Below are 16,730 nucleotides of genomic sequence, written 5' to 3'. Positions count from 1 at the left end.
GAGCGAGCCTGCTCGCGAATGCGCTAGCTCAGTCAACATCGCTGCGACTGATAGAACGCTTTCGCGAGCAGGGTCGCTCCCACAAGGGGGGCGTCGTCAGGAAGTCAGTCGTTGCGCTGGAAAACCAGCGCCTTCAGGCCGCTCTCCGCATCGATGTCCGGAAACTCCGGCGGATTATCCAGCCGTTGCTCAAAGCGCAATCCCGGCGCTTCCCGTGTCACGCCATCGATCAGAAAGTCCGAGCCGAACGCCGGGTCGTTCATGCACGCCAGTACGCTGCCCTGCGCCGTGAGCAGTTCCGGCAGGCGCCGCAGCACGCGCTGGTAATCCTTGGTCAGCAGGAAACTGCCTTTCTGAAACGAGGGTGGATCGATGATCACCAGATCGTACGGGCCGCTGTTGATCACCTTGCCCCAGGACTTGAACAGATCGTGGCCGAGGAAACTGACCTTGCTCAGGTCATGGCCGTTCAGGCGATGATTGTCGCGTCCACGGCTCAGCGCCGCGCGCGACATGTCGAGGTTGACCACATGGCTGGCGCCGCCCGCAATGGCCGCGACCGAGAAACCGCAGGTGTAGGCAAACAGATTGAGAATGCGTTTGCCGCTGGCCTGTTCGCGCACCCAGTCGCGCCCGTAACGCATGTCGAGAAACAGCCCGGCGTTCTGCTTGCGCCCCAGATCGACGCGGTACTGCAGGCCGCCCTCGACGATGGTCATTTCCTCGATCTCGTCGCCGAGCAGCCATTCGGCGGTGCTTTGTGGCAAGTAGCGATGCTGGATCAACAAGGTGTGCGCGCCGCACTGTCGCCATTCGTCCCCCGCAGTGATCTCGAGCAGCAAGCGCTTCAGATCTTCCAGTTGTTCAGGTGCCGGTTCCTTGAACAGCGACACCAGCACCACGCCTTGCAACCAGTCCACCGTCAACTGCTCCAGCCCCGGCCAGCAGCGCCCGCGTCCATGAAACAGGCGACGGGTTTCGCCAGGGGCGGCGGCAAGTGCCGGCAGCAAATGGGCGTGGAGGGTGGCGAGGGCTTCAGGGGTCATCGGGCAGGATCGGCAAGCAGAATGGGCCGGCATTTTAACCACAATTGCCAGGTTGCGAACGTTGATCCATAACCGCTGAAAAGCTCGTTGTCGAAAAGTCCTGTATCAAAAGTGAATTTCTACAGAGCCCACTGCTCATACCAGTTAAGCAGCGGATCCAAACCGCTAATCGAAAATGTAATTCGGGGGAGTGCTGTTCATGTGCCCTACACCTACGTCGAGCGCGCACCTTCCTGGCGGGTTGATTCTGGTAGTGGAAGACGATCCGTTGATTCTGGAGTTTCTTTGCGAAATTCTTCAGGAGGAAGGGTTCAAGGTCGAACCGCAAACCAGCGCTGACGCAGCTTCACTGTATCTGGAAAAACATGCAGCAGACGTTGCGCTGTTACTGACCGACATCACCATGCCCGGCACGCTCAACGGCGCCGACCTGGCCAATCTGGTCGGTGACCGCTGGCCGGAAAAACCGGTGATGGTCATGTCCGGTTATGAGACCCCGGAAACCTCGGGGGTCAAGCATTCGGTGGCATTCATCAAGAAGCCGTGGGCGATCGGTCAGTTGCTCGACTGTGTGGAAAACGCGTTCAAGTCCAAGGCGCCGCAACTGCATTGACAGATGCTACATTGGCGGGCGAATTTGCCCGCCCCCCTGTCAGAGGATTTGCCCTTTTGTCTGCTGAAACTTCTGTTTTCGACCGCGCGTTCGGTGCGTTCCTGTTCGACATGGACGGCACCGTGCTCAATTCCATCGCCGCTGCAGAGCGCATCTGGTCGGCCTGGGCAGTACGCCATGACGTCGATGTCGAAGCGTTTTTGCCGACCATCCACGGTGCGCGGGCGATCGACACCATCACCCGTCTGAACCTGCCGGGGGTGGATGCCGAAGCGCAAGCGGCGTTCATTACCGCTGCGGAAATTGATGACGTCGAAGGCATCGTCGAGATTCCCGGCGCCGCGGCGTTTCTCAACAGTCTGCCGGCGCAGCGCTGGGCGATGGTCACGTCGGCACCGCGGGATCTGGCGTTGCGGCGCATGGCCGCCGCCGGCATTGCCGCACCTGCGGTGTTGATTACGGCGGAGGACGTCAAGGCCGGCAAGCCGGATCCGGCGGGGTATCGCTTGGCGGCGCAACGCCTCGGGGTTGAACCGGGTAATTGCCTGATATTCGAGGACGCGGCAGTGGGCATTCAGGCAGCGGAAGCGGCAGGTGCGCCGTTGATGATCATTACCACGACTCATCAGCATCCGCTGGAAACCGCGCATGCGACGATCGCCAGTTATGACGCGATCAGGGTTGAGGTTGATGGTCAGGGTTTGCTGCGGTTGTTGGAGAACTGAAAAAAAACCCTCACCCTAACCCTCTCCCGGAGGGAGAGGGGACTGACCGAGTTTTGCCGCGTCAGACGCCGACCTGAACGACCTGAGCGATTATGGATTCAGAGCGAATCTTCCATGTCGGCGCACATCGTTAATATCCCCGATCGGTTCCCTCTCCCTCGGGAGAGGGCTAGGCGGGCGGCGCTCCGATGAGGGGCTACAATATTTGAACGGACTACAGAGCCCACTTCCATGGCAACCGCTTCTGCAACCATCGATATCCCGGCTTCGGCCGATCAGGTCTGGCAATTGATCGGCGGCTTCAACACGCTGCCCGACTGGCTGCCACTCATTACCGAAAGCACCCTGACCGACGGCGGACGTGTGCGCAGCCTGAAAACCGCTGACGGCGGCGTGGTGATCGAGCGCCTGCAAACCTTCGATAACGCCGCCATGACGTACAGCTATTCGATCGAACAGGCGCCGTTTCCGGCAACTGATTATCTGGCCACGCTCAAGGTCGAGGCCCAGGGGCAGGGCGCACGGGTGACCTGGTCGGGACGATTTACTGCCGTGGGCGTGAGCGATGAGGAAGTGGTGGCGCTGTTCAACGGCATTTACCAGGGTGGACTGGACGCATTGCGCGCCAATTACCCGGCTTGATCATCCAACGCGAAAACCTGGGGGAGCTAGCTGCTGGCGATGGCGATCGATCATTCAACGCATCCGTTGACTGACACACCGCCATCGCCAGCAGGCTGGCTCCCACATGGATTGCATTTCAAAAGTTGATCAGGAATTACCGATCAGGCTCTGCCTGCAATCGAGCAGCAGTTTCGCCCCGCCCAGGTCGCTGCTGCTCACGTGCAGGCTGAAGCCATGCAGGCTGACAATCGCTGCGACGATCGATAAGCCAAGGCCAAAACCGCTCTTCGGTTGCCCACCCTCGGCGCGATAAAATCGTTGGAACACCGCCTCACGTTCCGCCTCAGGAATCCCCGGCCCCGAGTCGTGCACCTCGATCTGTGTCCGCCCAGCGGCATTCACCCCTCGAAGCAGCACCGTGCCGCCGGGCGGGGTGAACTTGATCGAATTGCTCAACAGATTCGCCAGTGCCTCGAACAGCAACGCCCGATCACCATTGAGCGGCGGCAGGGTTTCCGGCATGTTCAGCTCGAAACGCAGCTCGCCTTCTTCGGCGAGTGGCAAGTAAAACTCATGCAGTTCTTCGAGCAATTGCACCGGGTCGAGCTGCACGAAGCCCGAGCGGCGCTGACGATCTTCCAGTTCGGAAATTCGCAGCAAGCCGCGAAACCGCGCCATCAGCGTATCCGCTTCGGCCAGCACCAGATCCAGTTGGGCCGCTTCCTGCGAGCCTTCGCCGGCCTGTTGCTGCATGCGATACAACTGCGCGCGCAGGCGGGTCAGCGGCGTACGCAAGTCATGGGCGATGTTGTCGCAGACGCCTTTGACTTCATTCATCAGCCGCTCGATGCGCTCCAGCATCGCGTTGACGATGGCCGCGAGCATGTCCAGCTCATCGCGGCGGTTGGACAGCGGCAAACGATGGGTCAGATCACCCGCGACGATTGCCTGGGCGCTGTCCTGAATCGCCCGAATCCGTCGCAACGGTCGGCGCCGCAGCAAATGCCATCCGGCGACACCCGGCAGGATGGTCAGCGACACCCCCCAGAACAACGCATGCAAAATGATCCGCGTCACCGCGAACAGCGAACCGTTGTCGCGCAACAAAACCAGCCAGCGGCCATCGCGGGTTTGCGTGGCGACGGCATCGCAGCTGTCACTCGGCAGGGTCGGATCGTCGGAATCGGCGCAGTCGGCGAGCATGTGGATCTTGCCATCCAGCGGCAGGCCTTCGGGGATCTGTTGCAGTGCGCCGCCGAGGTAAACGCCGTCGGCGCTGAACAGGCCGTAGGCGTCGATGCCTCGAATATCGAAGGTCATGCTGGCGGCGAGGGCGTCTTCCAGTTGCTCACCGCGAAAATGTGAAAACAGGTGCTGGCGTTGCATCAGCGAATGCTTGGCGAGGTTGTCGAGATAGCCCGACACCTCGTAATACATGACCCCCATGAGGATCGCGCTCCAGGCCACGAACAGCGAACTGTACAGCGCCAGCAAGCGGCTGCTGGAAGAGCGCCAGCCGTCAGACGGGTTCGGCAATGACATAGCCGGAGCCCCGTACCGTGCGGATCAGCGGAACGTGGCCAGCGGCGTCGATTTTCTTGCGCAGGCGGCCGATGTGCACGTCGATCAGGTTGGTGCCGGGGTCGAAGTGATAGCCCCAGACCTCTTCGAAAATCATCATTCGCGAAAGAATCTGGCCGCTGTTGCGCATGAGGAATTCGAGCAGTTTGTACTCGGTCGGCAGCAGCGTCAGCACTTGGTCGGCACGGCGCGCTTCGTGGCTGATCAGATCCAGTTCGAGGTCGGCGACCTGCAGCGTCGTCGCTTGCGTGGCGACGCTGGTCTGGCGGCGCAACAGCACTTCGACCCGCGCGGCCATCTCGTCGGTGGCGAACGGCTTGGTCAGGTAATCGTCACCGCCGGCGCGCAAACCCCGCACCCGCTCGTCAACGTCTGAGAGGGCGCTGATCATCAGAATCGGCGTCGCCACGCCCATGGTGCGCAGGGTGGTGACGATGGCCAGGCCGTCCAGCTCGGGCAACATGCGGTCGAGGGTGATCAGGTCGTAATTGCCGCTCACGGCGCGGTCGAGCCCTTCGCGGCCATTGTCAACCCAGTCGACGTCGAGCCCGTGGCTGCTGAGTTCGGCGACGATCTCCCGGGCGGTCACGGCGTCGTCTTCGATGGTCAAGATACGAGTCATAGGCAGGCCTGCTGATCGGTTCAAACGGAATGGCAGCATTTTGCCAAGAAATTTCCGTGACGCTTTAAATTAACTTTCATGTTGCTTCGGCCAGTGGGCCGGTAACTGGGGTGAGATAAACGAAACATTGATATCATCTGGCCATAATTTCTCACAGGAGTGGTGCCGTGCGTAAATTCATTTGCCCTGGCTGGATGCCGATGACCGGTTTGCTGCTGGTGCTATTTGGCGCTCCAGCGTTGGCCGCCAATACTCCGTGTTCCGGGAAAAAGGGCGGGATCAATCGCTGCGACGGTGACCTGTTCCTGTGCAATGACGGCTCCATCAGTGGCTCGAAAAAGAGCTGTGCGGCAATGTTTGGCGAGCGTCAGCAGGCGCGTCCGCAGAATTTTCTGCAAAGCGACGATGGCTGCGCCTGTGGCACCGGTTCGTTTTGCACTGGCCCACGTGGCGGGGTGTATTGCCTCACGCCAAGCGGTAACAAGAGCTACAAACGCAAATAAACCCTTCTGCCAGTGCAGAAAACCCGCCTTTAACATGCGCTTGTTGCATTTTGCATGGCCTGAGGAAGTTCATCTTTTCTAACTGATTGAAAACGCTACGTTTATTTTGTTCTGACGACTGGCACGGTCGCTGCAATTGCTCAGTTGAGTACTTGTAACATCATTTTTCATGCCTGGAGCAGAACAACAATGAACAGATCTTCTGATGGAATTTATTCTGCCGTTGAAGAATCAAGCAGCGTATCAGGTGTGTCCTGGGGCGCGATCTTTGCGGGCGCTGCGGCGGCTGCGGCGTTGTCGATGATCCTGGTGTTGCTCGGCTTCGGTCTGGGTTTTTCCGCTGTTTCACCGTGGGCCGGTGAGGGCGTCAGCGCTAAGGGTCTGGGTATTTCGACGATCGTCTGGCTGGCGGTGACGCAGATCATCGCTTCCGGGATGGGCGGCTACATCGCCGGTCGCCTGCGAGTGAAGTGGGCGAACATGCACGGTGACGAGGTGTATTTCCGCGACACCGCGCACGGTTTTCTCGCCTGGTGTGTAGCTACGCTGGTCACCGCGATGCTGGTGGTCGGTTCGGTCAGCAGCGTCGTCAGCGGCGGTGTGCAGGCGGGTGCCAATGTCGTCGGCGGTGCTGCCGGTGCGATGAGTCAGGCGGCCGGTTCGGCTGCTGCCAACACTGACAGCGATCAGTACGGCTATTTCGTCGATAGCCTGTTCCGCGATGATCGTCCTGCCGCCGTCAGCGATGACGCCGCTCGCGGCACCGTGACCCGCATCTTCACTCAGAGCCTTGCCAACGGTCAGCTCAGCCCGGAAGACCGCACCTACCTCGCACAATTGGTCGCCCAGCGAACCAACCTGAGCCAGGCCGATGCTGAACGTCGTGTCGACGAGATCTACGCCAACACGCAGAAAGCCATCGCCGACGCCAAAACGAAAGCTCAGCAAGCCGCCGACACCGCCGCCAAAGTCGCTGCCTACACCTCGCTGTGGATGTTCGTCGCGCTGCTGGCCGGTGCGTTCTTCGCCAGCCTCGCCGCCACGTTTGGCGGTCGTCGTCGCGACGCAGTGGAATACGTCGAAGTTGACACCTACACCACGACCACTCCCGTCCGTTAAACAAGGAGCAAAACCATGCGCTCATTACTGCTGTTTTTTCTCGGCGTGCCTATTCCGATCATTATTCTGATCGCCCTGTTCGTGCACTGACCCCTCTGAGGCAGGATGCCTCGGCCGCTTTCATCTTCGGGTGAAAGCGGCTTTTTACTTTCTGCTGCCTGGCCTGCTCTGGATCAATATTTCCCTTCGCGATACCCCTTACCTTGAATGGATCCAATCTTTTTGCCGCGGTATCGACTACATTGTTTCCGCGCGCACTTTGTTGCGCTGACGGAGTACCGCACGTCCCCCTGAACGTATTAAAAACGGGACGGCACGGTGTAGTGCAGCAAGGAGCTGGCGCAACACTCTTCTGAATTTTTCACGGACGAACACTGCAATGAACTGCCTAGAAAGATCCTTCGATATCCAGCCTTTGGTGCAGGCGGACATGACTGTGCACATCAACGGCCAGCCTGTCACCGCTGCCATCGGCGAAACCGTCCTCAGCGTCATTCAATCCCTCGGCTTGCGCCAGATTGCCCGCAACGATCACAACCAGATCAGCGGCGCCTACTGCGGCATGGGCGTGTGCCAATGCTGTCTGGTGCGGATCAACGGTCGGCACAAACGCCGCGCCTGCCAGACCGTGGTGCGCGACGGCATGCAGATTCAAACCCAGGTCAATCGCATCACCGCGCAGGAGGTCGTATGAGCCTGCAACCGGTGATTGTCGGCGGTGGCCCCGCCGGGATGGCCGCCGCCATCGAACTGGCCCGTCACGGCGTGCGCTGCACCTTGCTCGAAGAAGCGTCGCGCCTCGGCGGCGTGGTGTATCGCGGGCCGCTGCGTGACGGCGTGCAACTGGACTATCTGGGCCCACGTTACGCTGAGGCGCTGGGCAAGCTGCACGGCGAGTTTCAGGAACAGGCCGGACTGATCGACGTGCGTCTCAACCATCGCGTGGTCGGCGCCGAAGGCACTCGCGCGTTAGTAGTGCTCGATGGCGACGAGCAACTGCACGAGATCGAATACCCACAGTTGCTGTTATCGGCCGGTTGTCACGAGCGCAGCGTGCCGTTTCCCGGCTGGACGTTGCCGGGAGTGATCATGCTGGGCGGCCTGCAGTTGCAGATCAAAAGTGGCGTGGTCAAGCCGCAGGGGCCGGTCATCATTGCCGGCACCGGGCCGCTGTTGCCGCTGGTGGCGACGCAACTGCATGCGTCTGGCGTGCGCGTCGCGGGCGTGTATGAGGCCTGCGCATTCGGCAAGATCGCCCGGGAAAGTCTGGCGCTGCTGAACAAACCGCAGCTGTTTCTCGATGGCTTGAGCATGCTCGCGTACCTGAAACTGCACGGCATCCCCATGCAATACGGCTGGGGCGTGGTCGAGGCGCACGGCGAGGGCGAACTGAAAAGCGTCAGCGTTGCGCCGTATTCGGCGACCTGGGAACCGGACCTGAGCCGCGTCGAGCGCTTCGAAGCGCAGACCCTTGCGGTCGGTTACGGCTTTATCCCGCGCACGCAATTAAGCCAGCAGATGGGCCTTGATCACGGTTTCAGTGACGACGGTTACCTGCGTGCCAACGCCAATATCTGGCAGCAAAGCAACGAACCGCACGTGCATCTGGCCGGCGACATGGGCGGCATTCGTGGCGGTGAAGCGGCGATGCTCGCCGGTCGGATCGCCGCCACATCGATCCTGCTGCAACGCGGCGTGCTCGAAGAAGAACTGGCGCGGGTGCGCCGCGACCGCTACTTGGGCAAACTCAAGGCCATCGTGCGCTTTCGTGCGGCGGTGGATCGCTACACCGCTCGCGGCGTCGGCCAGACCACGTTGCCTGCCGCCGACACGGTCATCTGCCGTTGCGAGAACGCCACCCGTGCCGACATCGATCGGGCGCTCGAGCAGGGCGTGCAAGACATCGCCAGCCTGAAAATGCGCACCCGTGTGAGCATGGGCGATTGCCAGGGGCGTATGTGCGTCGGCTACTGCAGCGATCGTCTGCGCCAGGCCACCGGTCGCAAGGATGTCGGCTGGCTGCGTCCGCGCTTCCCGATTGATCCGATTCCTTTTTCCGCATTTCAGCCTGTCGGCACGGAGGCCGCTGCCCATGAGTAAGTTCTACGACGTGGTCATTGCCGGTGGCGGCGTGATCGGGGCGTCCTGCGCCTATCAATTGTCCAAACGCAAAAACCTGAAGATTGCGCTGATCGACGCCAAGCGCCCCGGCAACGCCACCCGCGCGTCCGCCGGTGGTTTGTGGGCCATCGGCGAGTCGGTCGGCCTCGGTTGCGGGGTGATTTTCTTTCGCATGATGTCGGCCAATCGCAAGCGCGAAACCCAGGGCGCGGCGGTGGCGGTGGATGCGAGCACGCCGCACATCCTGCCGGAATCGTTCTTCGATTTTGCCTTGCAGTCCAACGCGCTGTACCCGGCGTTGCACCGCGAGCTGAAAGATAATCACGGGATGGATTTCAAGTTCGAAAGGACCGGGCTGAAATTCGTCATTTATGACGACGAGGACCGGCTCTACGCCGAGCACATCGTCGGTTGCATTCCGCATCTGGCCGATCAGGTGCGCTGGCTCGATCAGGCTGCATTACGCGCCGCCGAACCGAGCGTCAGCCATGAGGCGCGCGGGGCGCTGGAGTTCCTCTGCGACCATCAGGTCAGCCCGTTCCGCCTTGCCGATGCCTACATGGAAGGCGCGCGGCAGAACGGCGTGGATATCTTCGTCAACACCAATGTCACCGGTGTGTTGCATCACGGCACGCGGGTGACCGGGGTGCAAACGAGCGAGGAGGGTGTGTTTCACTGCAAGACGCTGATCAACGCAGCGGGTGCCTGGGCGGCGGATCTGAGTGAATGGGCCACCGGGATTCGCATTCCGGTGAAACCGGTCAAAGGTCAAATACTGCTGACCGAACGCATGCCGAAGATCCTCAACGGCTGCCTGACCACCAGCGACTGCTACGTGGCGCAAAAGGACAACGGCGAAATCCTCATCGGCAGCACCACCGAAGACAAGGGCTTCGACGTCACCACCACCTACCCGGAAATCGCCGGGCTGGTGCAGGGCGCGGTGCGCTGCCTGCCGGAACTGGCCGACATCAACCTCAAGCGCACCTGGGCCGGGCTGCGACCGGGCTCGCCGGACGAACTGCCGATCCTCGGGCCGATGCGAGGCGTGGAGGGTTACCTGAATGCTTGCGGGCATTTCCGCACCGGCATCCTCACCTCGGCAATCACCGGCGTATTGCTCGACAAATTGGTGAATGACGAGCCGCTACCGCTGGATATCGCCCCGTTTCTGGCGGATCGGTTTGCACTGACAGCGGTCGAAAAAGCGCCGGCGCTGGAACTGGCCTGACCCCGATTCCCTGAGCGAGCCTGCTCGCGATAGCGGTTTGTCTGTTTCAGATGTGTTGTCTGAAACACCGTCATCGCCAGCAGGCTGGCTCCCACAGGTTCTTGGAGTACAGGGAGATTTCCGGCAAACCCGGAATCAGTGTAGGAGCGAGCCTGCTCGCGATAGCGGTCTGTCTGTTTCAGATGTGTTGTCTGAAACACCGTCATCGCCAGCAGGCTGGCTCCCACATTTGGTTCTGTGCAAAGCAGTCAGGTGTTGCGCGCTTGCTCTTCCAGCTGATCCGACTCGAACAGTTTGGCCAGTTCCGCCCGGGCTTCCTGAGCGGTCTGGAGGACTTTGGCCTCGTCGTCGTAGACCGCGTGCTGCGCCTCCAGCACCTGTTCGTCGTGGTGCTTGAAGCGCTTGATTCGCGCATCGGCCTGGGCTTGGGTCAGACCGAGCCCGACCAAGGTGCGCCGGCTCATTTCCAGGCTCGAATAATAGGTTTCCCGAATCGCTTCGGCGCCGACATCCATCAAGCGATGTACGTGCTGGCGGTTGCGTGCGCGGGCGATGATTTTCATGTGCGGATAAAGCTTGCGCACCACTTCGGCGGTCTTGATGTTGGTGTCCGGATCGTCGGTGGCAATCACAAAATATTCCGCCTCGCCGACCTTTGCTGCATGAAGGATTTCCGGGCGCATCGGGTCGCCATAAAACACCGGCACACCGCCGAAACTGCGCGACAGTTCGATGGTTTCCACCGACGTATCCAGCGCGACGAAATTGATATTTTGCGCGCGCAAAATCCGCGCGACGATCTGGCCCATCCGACCCATGCCGGCGATCACCACGCGCGGTGCTTCGGTATCGATTTCGCGGAATTTCTCCGGCACTTCCACCGGCTGCACTTTCGGGCTGACCAGCCGCGCGCAAAGCAACAGCAGCAACGGCGTCACCGCCATCGACAGGGTGATGGTCAGCACCAGCAGATCGTAGAGACGCGGCTCGAACAGGCCCTGATCGCGACCGATCTTGAACACCACGAAAGCGAACTCACCGCCGGCCGCCAAAACGATGCCGAGGCGAATCGCACTGATCTTGTTCAAGCCGCCAGCCAGCCGTCCAACCACAAACAGCAGCGGCAATTTCAGACCGATCAACAGCAGCGTCAGCCCCAGCACCGTAACCGGCGCACTGAGCAGCAGACTCAGGTTGGCGCCCATGCCGACGCTGATGAAAAACAACCCGAGCAGCAGGCCTTTGAACGGTTCGATCTGCGCTTCCAGCTCATGCCGATACTCCGAATCCGCCAGCAGCAGGCCGGCGAGAAACGCGCCCAATGCCATCGACACACCGACCAGATCCATCAACCACGCGGTGCCGATCACCACCAGCAACGCCGTGGCCGTCGACACTTCCGGCAGACCGGTTTTCGCCACCACGCGAAACACCGGCCGCAACAGATAACGTCCGCCGATCACCACAACGGCGATGCCTCCGAGCACCTGCAGACTGTGACGGATATCGTCGGCGGTACTGGTGTGGTGATCGACGCCGGCGAGCATCGGCACCAAGGCAATCAATGGGATCGCGGCGATGTCCTGGAACAACAGAATCGCAAACGCCAGCCGCCCGTGGGGGCTGGTCAGTTCCTTGCGCTCGGCCAGGCTCTGCAGGCCGAACGCGGTAGAGGAGAGTGCCAGGCCGAGACCCAGCACAATCGCGCTGTTCAGCGGTTGGCCAAACACCGACAACGCCAGCACGCCAATTACCGATGCGGTCAGCAACACCTGCGCCAGGCCGACGCCAAACACCGATTTGCGCATCACCCACAAGCGTCGCGGCGACAGCTCCAGACCAATGATGAACAGCAGTAACACCACGCCCAGTTCGGAAATATGCGCCACGCTCTGCGGGTTGCCGATCAGGCCGAGCACCGATGGGCCGATGATCACCCCGGCGAACAGATAACCGAGCACCGCGCCCAGTTGCAGACGCTTGGCCAAAGGCACGGTGAGCACCGCCGCGAACAAAAACACGACAGCGGCTTGCAACAGATTGCCTTCATGGGGCATGGGTCAACTCCTGACAACGGTACGGCGGAGGGCGACAAGGATAAGGGTTGCAGCGACTTTTCATCCACCAAAGATCCCTTGTAGGAGTGAGCCTGCTCGCGATAGCGGTGGGTCATTCGACATCATCGGTGACTGATTCACCGCTATCGCGAGGCTCACTCCTACAGGGGGTTTGCTTTGTGGCTGTAATAATTTGCATCAAATGGTTACATTTATAACCCCTGCGCATCAATTTCCGGAACCGCCATGGCCATCAACTTCGACCTCAACGACCTGCAAGCCTTTCGCGCGGTGGTCGAGCAGGGCAGTTTTCGCAAGGCCGCCGACACCGTGCGCCTGTCGCAACCGGCGCTGAGCCGGCGCATCGAAAAGCTCGAAGACGCGCTGGGTGTCAAACTCTTCGAGCGCACCACGCGCAAGGTCAGCCTGACCCAGGCCGGGCGCGGTTTCATGCCCAGTGTCGAACGCTTGCTCGATGATCTTGACGTGGCATTGCTGGGCATCAGCGAAGTGGCGTCGACGCGGCTGGGCCATGTCACCGTCGCTTGTGTGCCGTCGGCGGCGTACTACTTCATGCCACGGGTCATCGCGCGCTATCACCAGCAGTTCCCGCGGATCAAGGTCAAGGTGCTCGACTCCAGCGCGCACGATGTGTTGAGTGCAGTGGTCAATGGCGAGGCGGATTTCGGTTTGAGTTTTCTCGGCACGCAGGATGCCAAAGTCGACTTCGAACCGCTTGTGCAGGAGTGCTACGTTGTCGCCTGTCGCCGCGATCATCCGTTGGCGCAGCGCAGCAGCGTGACGTGGGACGAGTTCTATCAGCAGGACTACATCGGCCTGGACAAGACCTCCGGCAATCGTTTTCTGCTGGATCAGGCGTTGGGTGGGGTAGTGCCGCAGCGTCAGAGCATCTGCGAGACACGGCACGTGACGACGATGATCGGCCTGGTCGAGGCGGGGTTGGGTGTGGCGGCGGTGCCATTGATGGCGCTGCCGGGGCCGGATCATCCGATCCTGACACGGGTGCCGCTGACCGATCCGCAAGTGATGCGCAGCGTCGGCATCCTCAAGCGCCGGGGTCGTACGCTGACCCCGGCGGCACTCGAGCTGGAGCGGCTGGTGGTGGAAATGAAGGTCCAGCCGCCAACGATCAGCGCTTGACCGAATCCAGCCCGGTGGCCTGCACGTCAGCCTGGGCGGCAGGCGCGGCGAGGTAGGCGAGCAGGGCTTTGGCTTCTTCAGGATGTTCGGCCTTGAGCGGAATGCCGGCAGCGAAACGTGTCACCGACTGCACCGATTCCGGGATCTTCGCGACGAAGCTCACGCCTGGCACCGGCAGCAATTCGCTGACCTGCTGGAAGCCCAATTGATAGTCACCGGTGGCAACCACCGAGCCCACCGGGATCCTGGCGATCATTTTGGACTTCGGCTTCAACTGATCTTCGATGCCAAGTTTCTTGAACAGCTGTTGCTCGATGTACACGCCGCTGGCGCTGTCGGAGTACGCCACCGACTGCGCATCAAGCAGGGTTTTCTTCAAGCCGTCGACGCTGCTGATGTCCGGTTTCGCCGCGCCTTCGCGCACCACCATGCCGATCCGTGAGTCCGCCAGTTCGACCCGCGAAGCCGGGTCGACCTTGCCTTGTTTGATCAACTCGTCGAGGGCGTAGCCGACCATGATCACCACGTCGGCGTGCTCGCCGCGCGCCAGACGATTGGGGATCGCCTCCGGGGCCTTGCCCATCGACGGGCCGAGGCTGGTGGTCAGCGTGTTGCCGCTGGCGGCAGCGAATTTCGGCCCGAGGATTTTGTAGGCGGCGGTGAAACCACCGGACGTCATCACGCTCAGTTCTGCGGCGTGGGCGCTCAGGTTGAACGCCAGACCGGCGAGCAGGGCGGTGACAGTAAAGATTTTTTTCATGGCAGGTTTTCCTCAGGCCGCGACAGGTTGCAGACGACCACCGGCACGGCGGTACAGATAAAGGGTGGCGCACAACGCACACAGCGCACCGATGCTCATCCAGTAACCCGGCGCGGCTTTGTCGCCGGTGTACTGGATCAGGAAGGTCGACATCGCCGGGGTGAACCCGCCGAAGATCGCCGTGGCCAGGCTGTAGGCCAAGGAGAAACCGGCGACGCGCACTTCCACCGGCATGATCTCGGTGAGGGCCGGAATCATTGCGCCGTTGTACAGGCCGTAGATGAACGACAGCCACAGCAGCGACAGCAGCATGTTGGTGAAGCTTGGCGACTGCACCAGAAACGACAGCGCCGGATAGGTCGTGGCCAGCGCCAGCAACGCCATCGCGATCAGCACCGGGCGACGGCCGATGCGATCGGACAGCGCGCCGCCAATCGGCAGCCAGAAGAAGTTCGAAACGCCGACCAGCAGCGTCACCAGCAGCGCGTCGGAAGTGCTCAGGTGCAGCACGGTTTTACCGAAAGTCGGCGCGTACACGGTGATCAGGTAAAACGCCGTGGTGGTCAGCGCGACCATCAACATGCCGCCCAGCACCACGCCCCAGTTCTGGCCGAGGGTGCGGAACACTTCGCCCATGCTCGGACGGTGTTTGCGCGCCGCGAACTCTTCGGTTTCCGCCAGGTTGCGGCGCAGGAAAAAGATGAACGGGACGATCATGCAACCGACGAAAAACGGAATGCGCCAGCCCCAATCGGCGATCGCCTGCGGCGCCATCCACTGGTTCAGGCCATAGCCGAGTGCGGCGGCGACGATGATCGCCACTTGCTGACTTGCCGATTGCCATGCGGTGAAGAAACCCTTGCGACCGGGCGTGGCGATTTCCGACAGGTAAACCGACACACCGCCCAGTTCCGCACCGGCCGAGAAGCCTTGCAGGAGCCGGCCGATCAATACCAGCGCCGGGGCGAACAGGCCGATGGTTTCGTATCCGGGCACCAGCACGATCAATATCGTGCCGCTGGCCATGATCGACAGGGTGACGATCAGGCCTTTGCGCCGGCCGACGTCGTCGATGTAGGCACCGAGCACGATGGCACCGAGCGGGCGCATGAGGAAGCCTGCGCCGAACACGGCGAAGGTCATCATCAGGGAGGCGAATTCACTGCTTGCCGGGAAGAATACCGCGGCGATCTGTGTGGCGTAGAAGCCGAACAGGAAGAAGTCGAACTGTTCGAGGAAGTTGCCCGAGGTGACTCGGAAAATGGCACCGGCGCGCGAGCCGCCGTGTGGGATTGAGGCTGTCATAGTAAAGGACTCCACCGCTTTTATGACGTGCGCTACGGGAGGGCGGCGCACGGTTTTTATTGAGGTGGATGGTGGCGCAGATGTAACAATCTGTTAATTGCATTGTTGGCATGGATTGATGTTCGGGGCGGATCAATCTGTTTTGAGTACATATCCGTTGCTTCGGGTGCTGCGGCTGGCGGTTTCGCCTGACGGCGACTCACTTTTTTTCAAACGCCAAAAAAAGTAAGCAAAAAACGCTTGCTCCTACGTACGGCCCTCGCAGGCTCGGGTTCCTTCGCTGCGGGATTGATCCGGGCGCAGCGGCTACGGTTTGCTTCGCTGCACCTACTTCCGCTGTGTCTGGCTGCGCCAGACGGTCGCTGCGCTCCCACCCCCGGATCAATCCCTCCGCTCAGCCTTCCGACGTCGCTGGTGAGTCAAAAGCAAGATCAAAAGCACGCGAGCTAACGCTCATTGTTGAGTGGTTAGAAGCGGGTGGTCGGCTTGGGATTTGCGCTGTGGCTGCCCCTCCCCAGCCCTCTCCCCCTGGAGAGGGAGCCGACCTGCTTTGGCTTTGATGTTGGCGTACGACCGGTATTTTACGTTTGCAATTCGCGTTCGACTCGGTATTTCACGTCGGCGTATCTCTCGCATCCGCCTCGGTCAGTCCCCTCTCCCGTCGGGAGAGGGCTAGGGTGAGGGGCTCTTGATTTTGCTTTTGATCTTGAGCCGACGGCAGTGCATCAAGAGCACCAGCAGGCAAGCTGACACTCGGATTTGTGGTTGCACCTGATCCATGTGGGAGCTTGCCTGCAAGCGATGACGGCCTTGCAGCCAACCAAACATCTGGCAGATGCACGCTCCCCTTACCGCCGCCCCCAGGCAAAAAAAGGAATGATTCCCGCCCCACGCAGTCGGAGTTCAGGTACTACCCAATTCAGGAGGTTCACCGATGAACAGCAAGACCCTTATCGCCAGTCTGGCGCTGGTTGCCGGCATTGCCGGGATCAGCCCCCTTGTTCAAGCGGCGCAAACCTCAAGCGATCCTTCCGTTCAATCGCCGACCAGCGATCGTCAGTTGAAGGTCAACGACCGCGCGCCGGAGATGTATCAGCGCAAGGACAAGGCGTTGCAGAACTGGAAGGCCAGAGGTCTGAAGGCGCCAATCGAACAGGCGCAGTGGGTGCAGATCAACGATAAATACGTGATGGTGATGATCACCAACGGCACGATTGTCGAGATGCAGCCGGTCGAGCGTTAAACACGGAATGCCGGGAGAG

Annotated in this window: 16 protein-coding genes; 10 read left to right on the top strand and 6 right to left on the bottom strand. The window is 60.9% G+C overall.

Annotated features, from left to right (window positions below):
• Positions 1-104: 104 nt before the first annotated feature.
• Positions 105-1,046, bottom strand: a complete 942-nt coding sequence (locus ACYYKW_RS11795; protein ID WP_464990181.1) for a class I SAM-dependent methyltransferase — start codon at positions 1,044-1,046, stop codon at positions 105-107.
• 199 nt (positions 1,047-1,245) lie between these two features.
• On the opposite strand from ACYYKW_RS11795, the gene ACYYKW_RS11790 reads away from it, so the two are divergent.
• The 3 genes from ACYYKW_RS11790 to ACYYKW_RS11780 all read left to right on the top strand — a co-directional run bounded on the left by ACYYKW_RS11790 (position 1,246) and on the right by ACYYKW_RS11780 (position 3,026).
• Positions 1,246-1,659 (top strand): response regulator, encoded by a 414-nt coding sequence (locus tag ACYYKW_RS11790; protein WP_090284276.1) that lies wholly within the window; start codon positions 1,246-1,248, stop codon positions 1,657-1,659.
• 56 nt (positions 1,660-1,715) lie between these two features.
• Positions 1,716-2,384, top strand: a complete 669-nt coding sequence (locus ACYYKW_RS11785) for an HAD-IA family hydrolase (protein ID WP_336355477.1) — start codon at positions 1,716-1,718, stop codon at positions 2,382-2,384.
• Positions 2,385-2,615: 231 nt separating this feature from the next.
• Entirely contained in the window at positions 2,616-3,026 is a 411-nt protein-coding gene (locus tag ACYYKW_RS11780; protein WP_336355478.1) for an SRPBCC family protein, read from the top strand.
• A 129-nt stretch (positions 3,027-3,155) separates the two neighbouring features.
• Here ACYYKW_RS11780 and ACYYKW_RS11775 read toward each other — a convergent pair whose 3' ends face one another.
• Entirely contained in the window at positions 3,156-4,550 is a 1,395-nt protein-coding gene (locus tag ACYYKW_RS11775; protein WP_336355479.1) for a sensor histidine kinase, read from the bottom strand.
• The gene (locus ACYYKW_RS11770) at positions 4,528-5,211 is read right to left on the bottom strand and encodes a response regulator transcription factor (RefSeq protein WP_090284268.1); all 684 of its coding nucleotides are present in this window, start codon (positions 5,209-5,211) and stop codon (positions 4,528-4,530) included. Before ACYYKW_RS11770 ends, ACYYKW_RS11775 begins: the two co-directional genes overlap by 23 nt.
• A 194-nt stretch (positions 5,212-5,405) precedes the next feature.
• Between ACYYKW_RS11770 and ACYYKW_RS11765 the strand changes: the two genes are divergently transcribed.
• The 5 genes from ACYYKW_RS11765 to hcnC all read left to right on the top strand — a co-directional run bounded on the left by ACYYKW_RS11765 (position 5,406) and on the right by hcnC (position 10,185).
• Positions 5,406-5,714, top strand: a complete 309-nt coding sequence (locus ACYYKW_RS11765; RefSeq protein WP_464990205.1) for a YdcA family protein — start codon at positions 5,406-5,408, stop codon at positions 5,712-5,714.
• 189 nt (positions 5,715-5,903) lie between these two features.
• Entirely contained in the window at positions 5,904-6,833 is a 930-nt protein-coding gene (locus tag ACYYKW_RS11760; protein WP_336355480.1) for a hypothetical protein, read from the top strand.
• 379 nt (positions 6,834-7,212) lie between these two features.
• The gene (hcnA, locus tag ACYYKW_RS11755) at positions 7,213-7,527 is read left to right on the top strand and encodes a cyanide-forming glycine dehydrogenase subunit HcnA (RefSeq protein ID WP_090284264.1); all 315 of its coding nucleotides are present in this window, start codon (positions 7,213-7,215) and stop codon (positions 7,525-7,527) included.
• On the top strand, positions 7,524-8,933 hold the full coding sequence (gene hcnB, locus ACYYKW_RS11750) for a cyanide-forming glycine dehydrogenase subunit HcnB (RefSeq protein WP_464990180.1): 1,410 nt from the start codon (positions 7,524-7,526) through the stop codon (positions 8,931-8,933). Before hcnA ends, hcnB begins: the two co-directional genes overlap by 4 nt.
• On the top strand, positions 8,926-10,185 hold the full coding sequence (gene hcnC / locus ACYYKW_RS11745; RefSeq protein WP_464990179.1) for a cyanide-forming glycine dehydrogenase subunit HcnC: 1,260 nt from the start codon (positions 8,926-8,928) through the stop codon (positions 10,183-10,185). The genes hcnB and hcnC overlap by 8 nt, the downstream gene beginning before the upstream one ends.
• 248 nt (positions 10,186-10,433) lie before the next feature.
• Here hcnC and ACYYKW_RS11740 read toward each other — a convergent pair whose 3' ends face one another.
• Positions 10,434-12,242, bottom strand: coding sequence for a monovalent cation:proton antiporter-2 (CPA2) family protein (locus tag ACYYKW_RS11740; RefSeq protein WP_464990178.1), 1,809 nt, complete (start codon positions 12,240-12,242; stop codon positions 10,434-10,436).
• 246 nt (positions 12,243-12,488) lie between these two features.
• Between ACYYKW_RS11740 and ACYYKW_RS11735 the strand changes: the two genes are divergently transcribed.
• Positions 12,489-13,403: a LysR family transcriptional regulator gene (locus ACYYKW_RS11735; protein ID WP_090284255.1), complete on the top strand. Its 915-nt coding sequence runs from the start codon at positions 12,489-12,491 to the stop codon at positions 13,401-13,403.
• Here ACYYKW_RS11735 and ACYYKW_RS11730 read toward each other — a convergent pair.
• Together ACYYKW_RS11730 and tcuC are read right to left on the bottom strand one after the other, a co-directional pair.
• On the bottom strand, positions 13,393-14,163 hold the full coding sequence (locus tag ACYYKW_RS11730; RefSeq protein WP_464990177.1) for a substrate-binding domain-containing protein: 771 nt from the start codon (positions 14,161-14,163) through the stop codon (positions 13,393-13,395). The genes ACYYKW_RS11735 and ACYYKW_RS11730 overlap by 11 nt on opposite strands.
• A gap of 12 nt (positions 14,164-14,175) precedes the next feature.
• Positions 14,176-15,468: an MFS transporter gene (gene tcuC / locus ACYYKW_RS11725; RefSeq protein ID WP_093100693.1), complete on the bottom strand. Its 1,293-nt coding sequence runs from the start codon at positions 15,466-15,468 to the stop codon at positions 14,176-14,178.
• A 934-nt stretch (positions 15,469-16,402) separates the two neighbouring features.
• Here tcuC and ACYYKW_RS11720 point away from each other — a divergent pair.
• Positions 16,403-16,711 carry an RcnB family protein gene (locus tag ACYYKW_RS11720; protein ID WP_464990176.1) on the top strand — a complete coding sequence of 103 codons (309 nt, stop codon included), beginning with the start codon at positions 16,403-16,405 and terminating at the stop codon, positions 16,709-16,711.
• Positions 16,712-16,730 lie beyond the last annotated feature (19 nt).

This window comes from Pseudomonas sp. 15C (genome assembly GCF_055484735.1).
The sequence above is the reverse complement of the archived record's forward strand: the minus strand, read 5'-3'. Positions and strand labels throughout refer to the sequence as shown.

Bases quoted from the DNA above. Each gene is read 5' to 3' on its own strand.
- ACYYKW_RS11795 (WP_464990181.1), bottom strand. From the start codon at position 1,046: ATGACCCCTGAAGCCCTCGCCACCCTCCACGCCCATTTGCTGCCGGCA.
- ACYYKW_RS11790 (WP_090284276.1), top strand. From the start codon at position 1,246: ATGTGCCCTACACCTACGTCGAGCGCGCACCTTCCTGGCGGGTTGATT.
- ACYYKW_RS11780 (WP_336355478.1), top strand. From the start codon at position 2,616: ATGGCAACCGCTTCTGCAACCATCGATATCCCGGCTTCGGCCGATCAG.
- ACYYKW_RS11775 (WP_336355479.1), bottom strand. From the start codon at position 4,550: ATGTCATTGCCGAACCCGTCTGACGGCTGGCGCTCTTCCAGCAGCCGC.
- ACYYKW_RS11770 (WP_090284268.1), bottom strand. From the start codon at position 5,211: ATGACTCGTATCTTGACCATCGAAGACGACGCCGTGACCGCCCGGGAG.
- ACYYKW_RS11765 (WP_464990205.1), top strand. From the start codon at position 5,406: ATGCCGATGACCGGTTTGCTGCTGGTGCTATTTGGCGCTCCAGCGTTG.
- ACYYKW_RS11760 (WP_336355480.1), top strand. From the start codon at position 5,904: ATGAACAGATCTTCTGATGGAATTTATTCTGCCGTTGAAGAATCAAGC.
- hcnA (WP_090284264.1), top strand. From the start codon at position 7,213: ATGAACTGCCTAGAAAGATCCTTCGATATCCAGCCTTTGGTGCAGGCG.
- hcnB (WP_464990180.1), top strand. From the start codon at position 7,524: ATGAGCCTGCAACCGGTGATTGTCGGCGGTGGCCCCGCCGGGATGGCC.
- hcnC (WP_464990179.1), top strand. From the start codon at position 8,926: ATGAGTAAGTTCTACGACGTGGTCATTGCCGGTGGCGGCGTGATCGGG.
- ACYYKW_RS11740 (WP_464990178.1), bottom strand. From the start codon at position 12,242: ATGCCCCATGAAGGCAATCTGTTGCAAGCCGCTGTCGTGTTTTTGTTC.
- ACYYKW_RS11735 (WP_090284255.1), top strand. From the start codon at position 12,489: ATGGCCATCAACTTCGACCTCAACGACCTGCAAGCCTTTCGCGCGGTG.
- ACYYKW_RS11730 (WP_464990177.1), bottom strand. From the start codon at position 14,163: ATGAAAAAAATCTTTACTGTCACCGCCCTGCTCGCCGGTCTGGCGTTC.
- tcuC (WP_093100693.1), bottom strand. From the start codon at position 15,468: ATGACAGCCTCAATCCCACACGGCGGCTCGCGCGCCGGTGCCATTTTC.
- ACYYKW_RS11720 (WP_464990176.1), top strand. From the start codon at position 16,403: ATGAACAGCAAGACCCTTATCGCCAGTCTGGCGCTGGTTGCCGGCATT.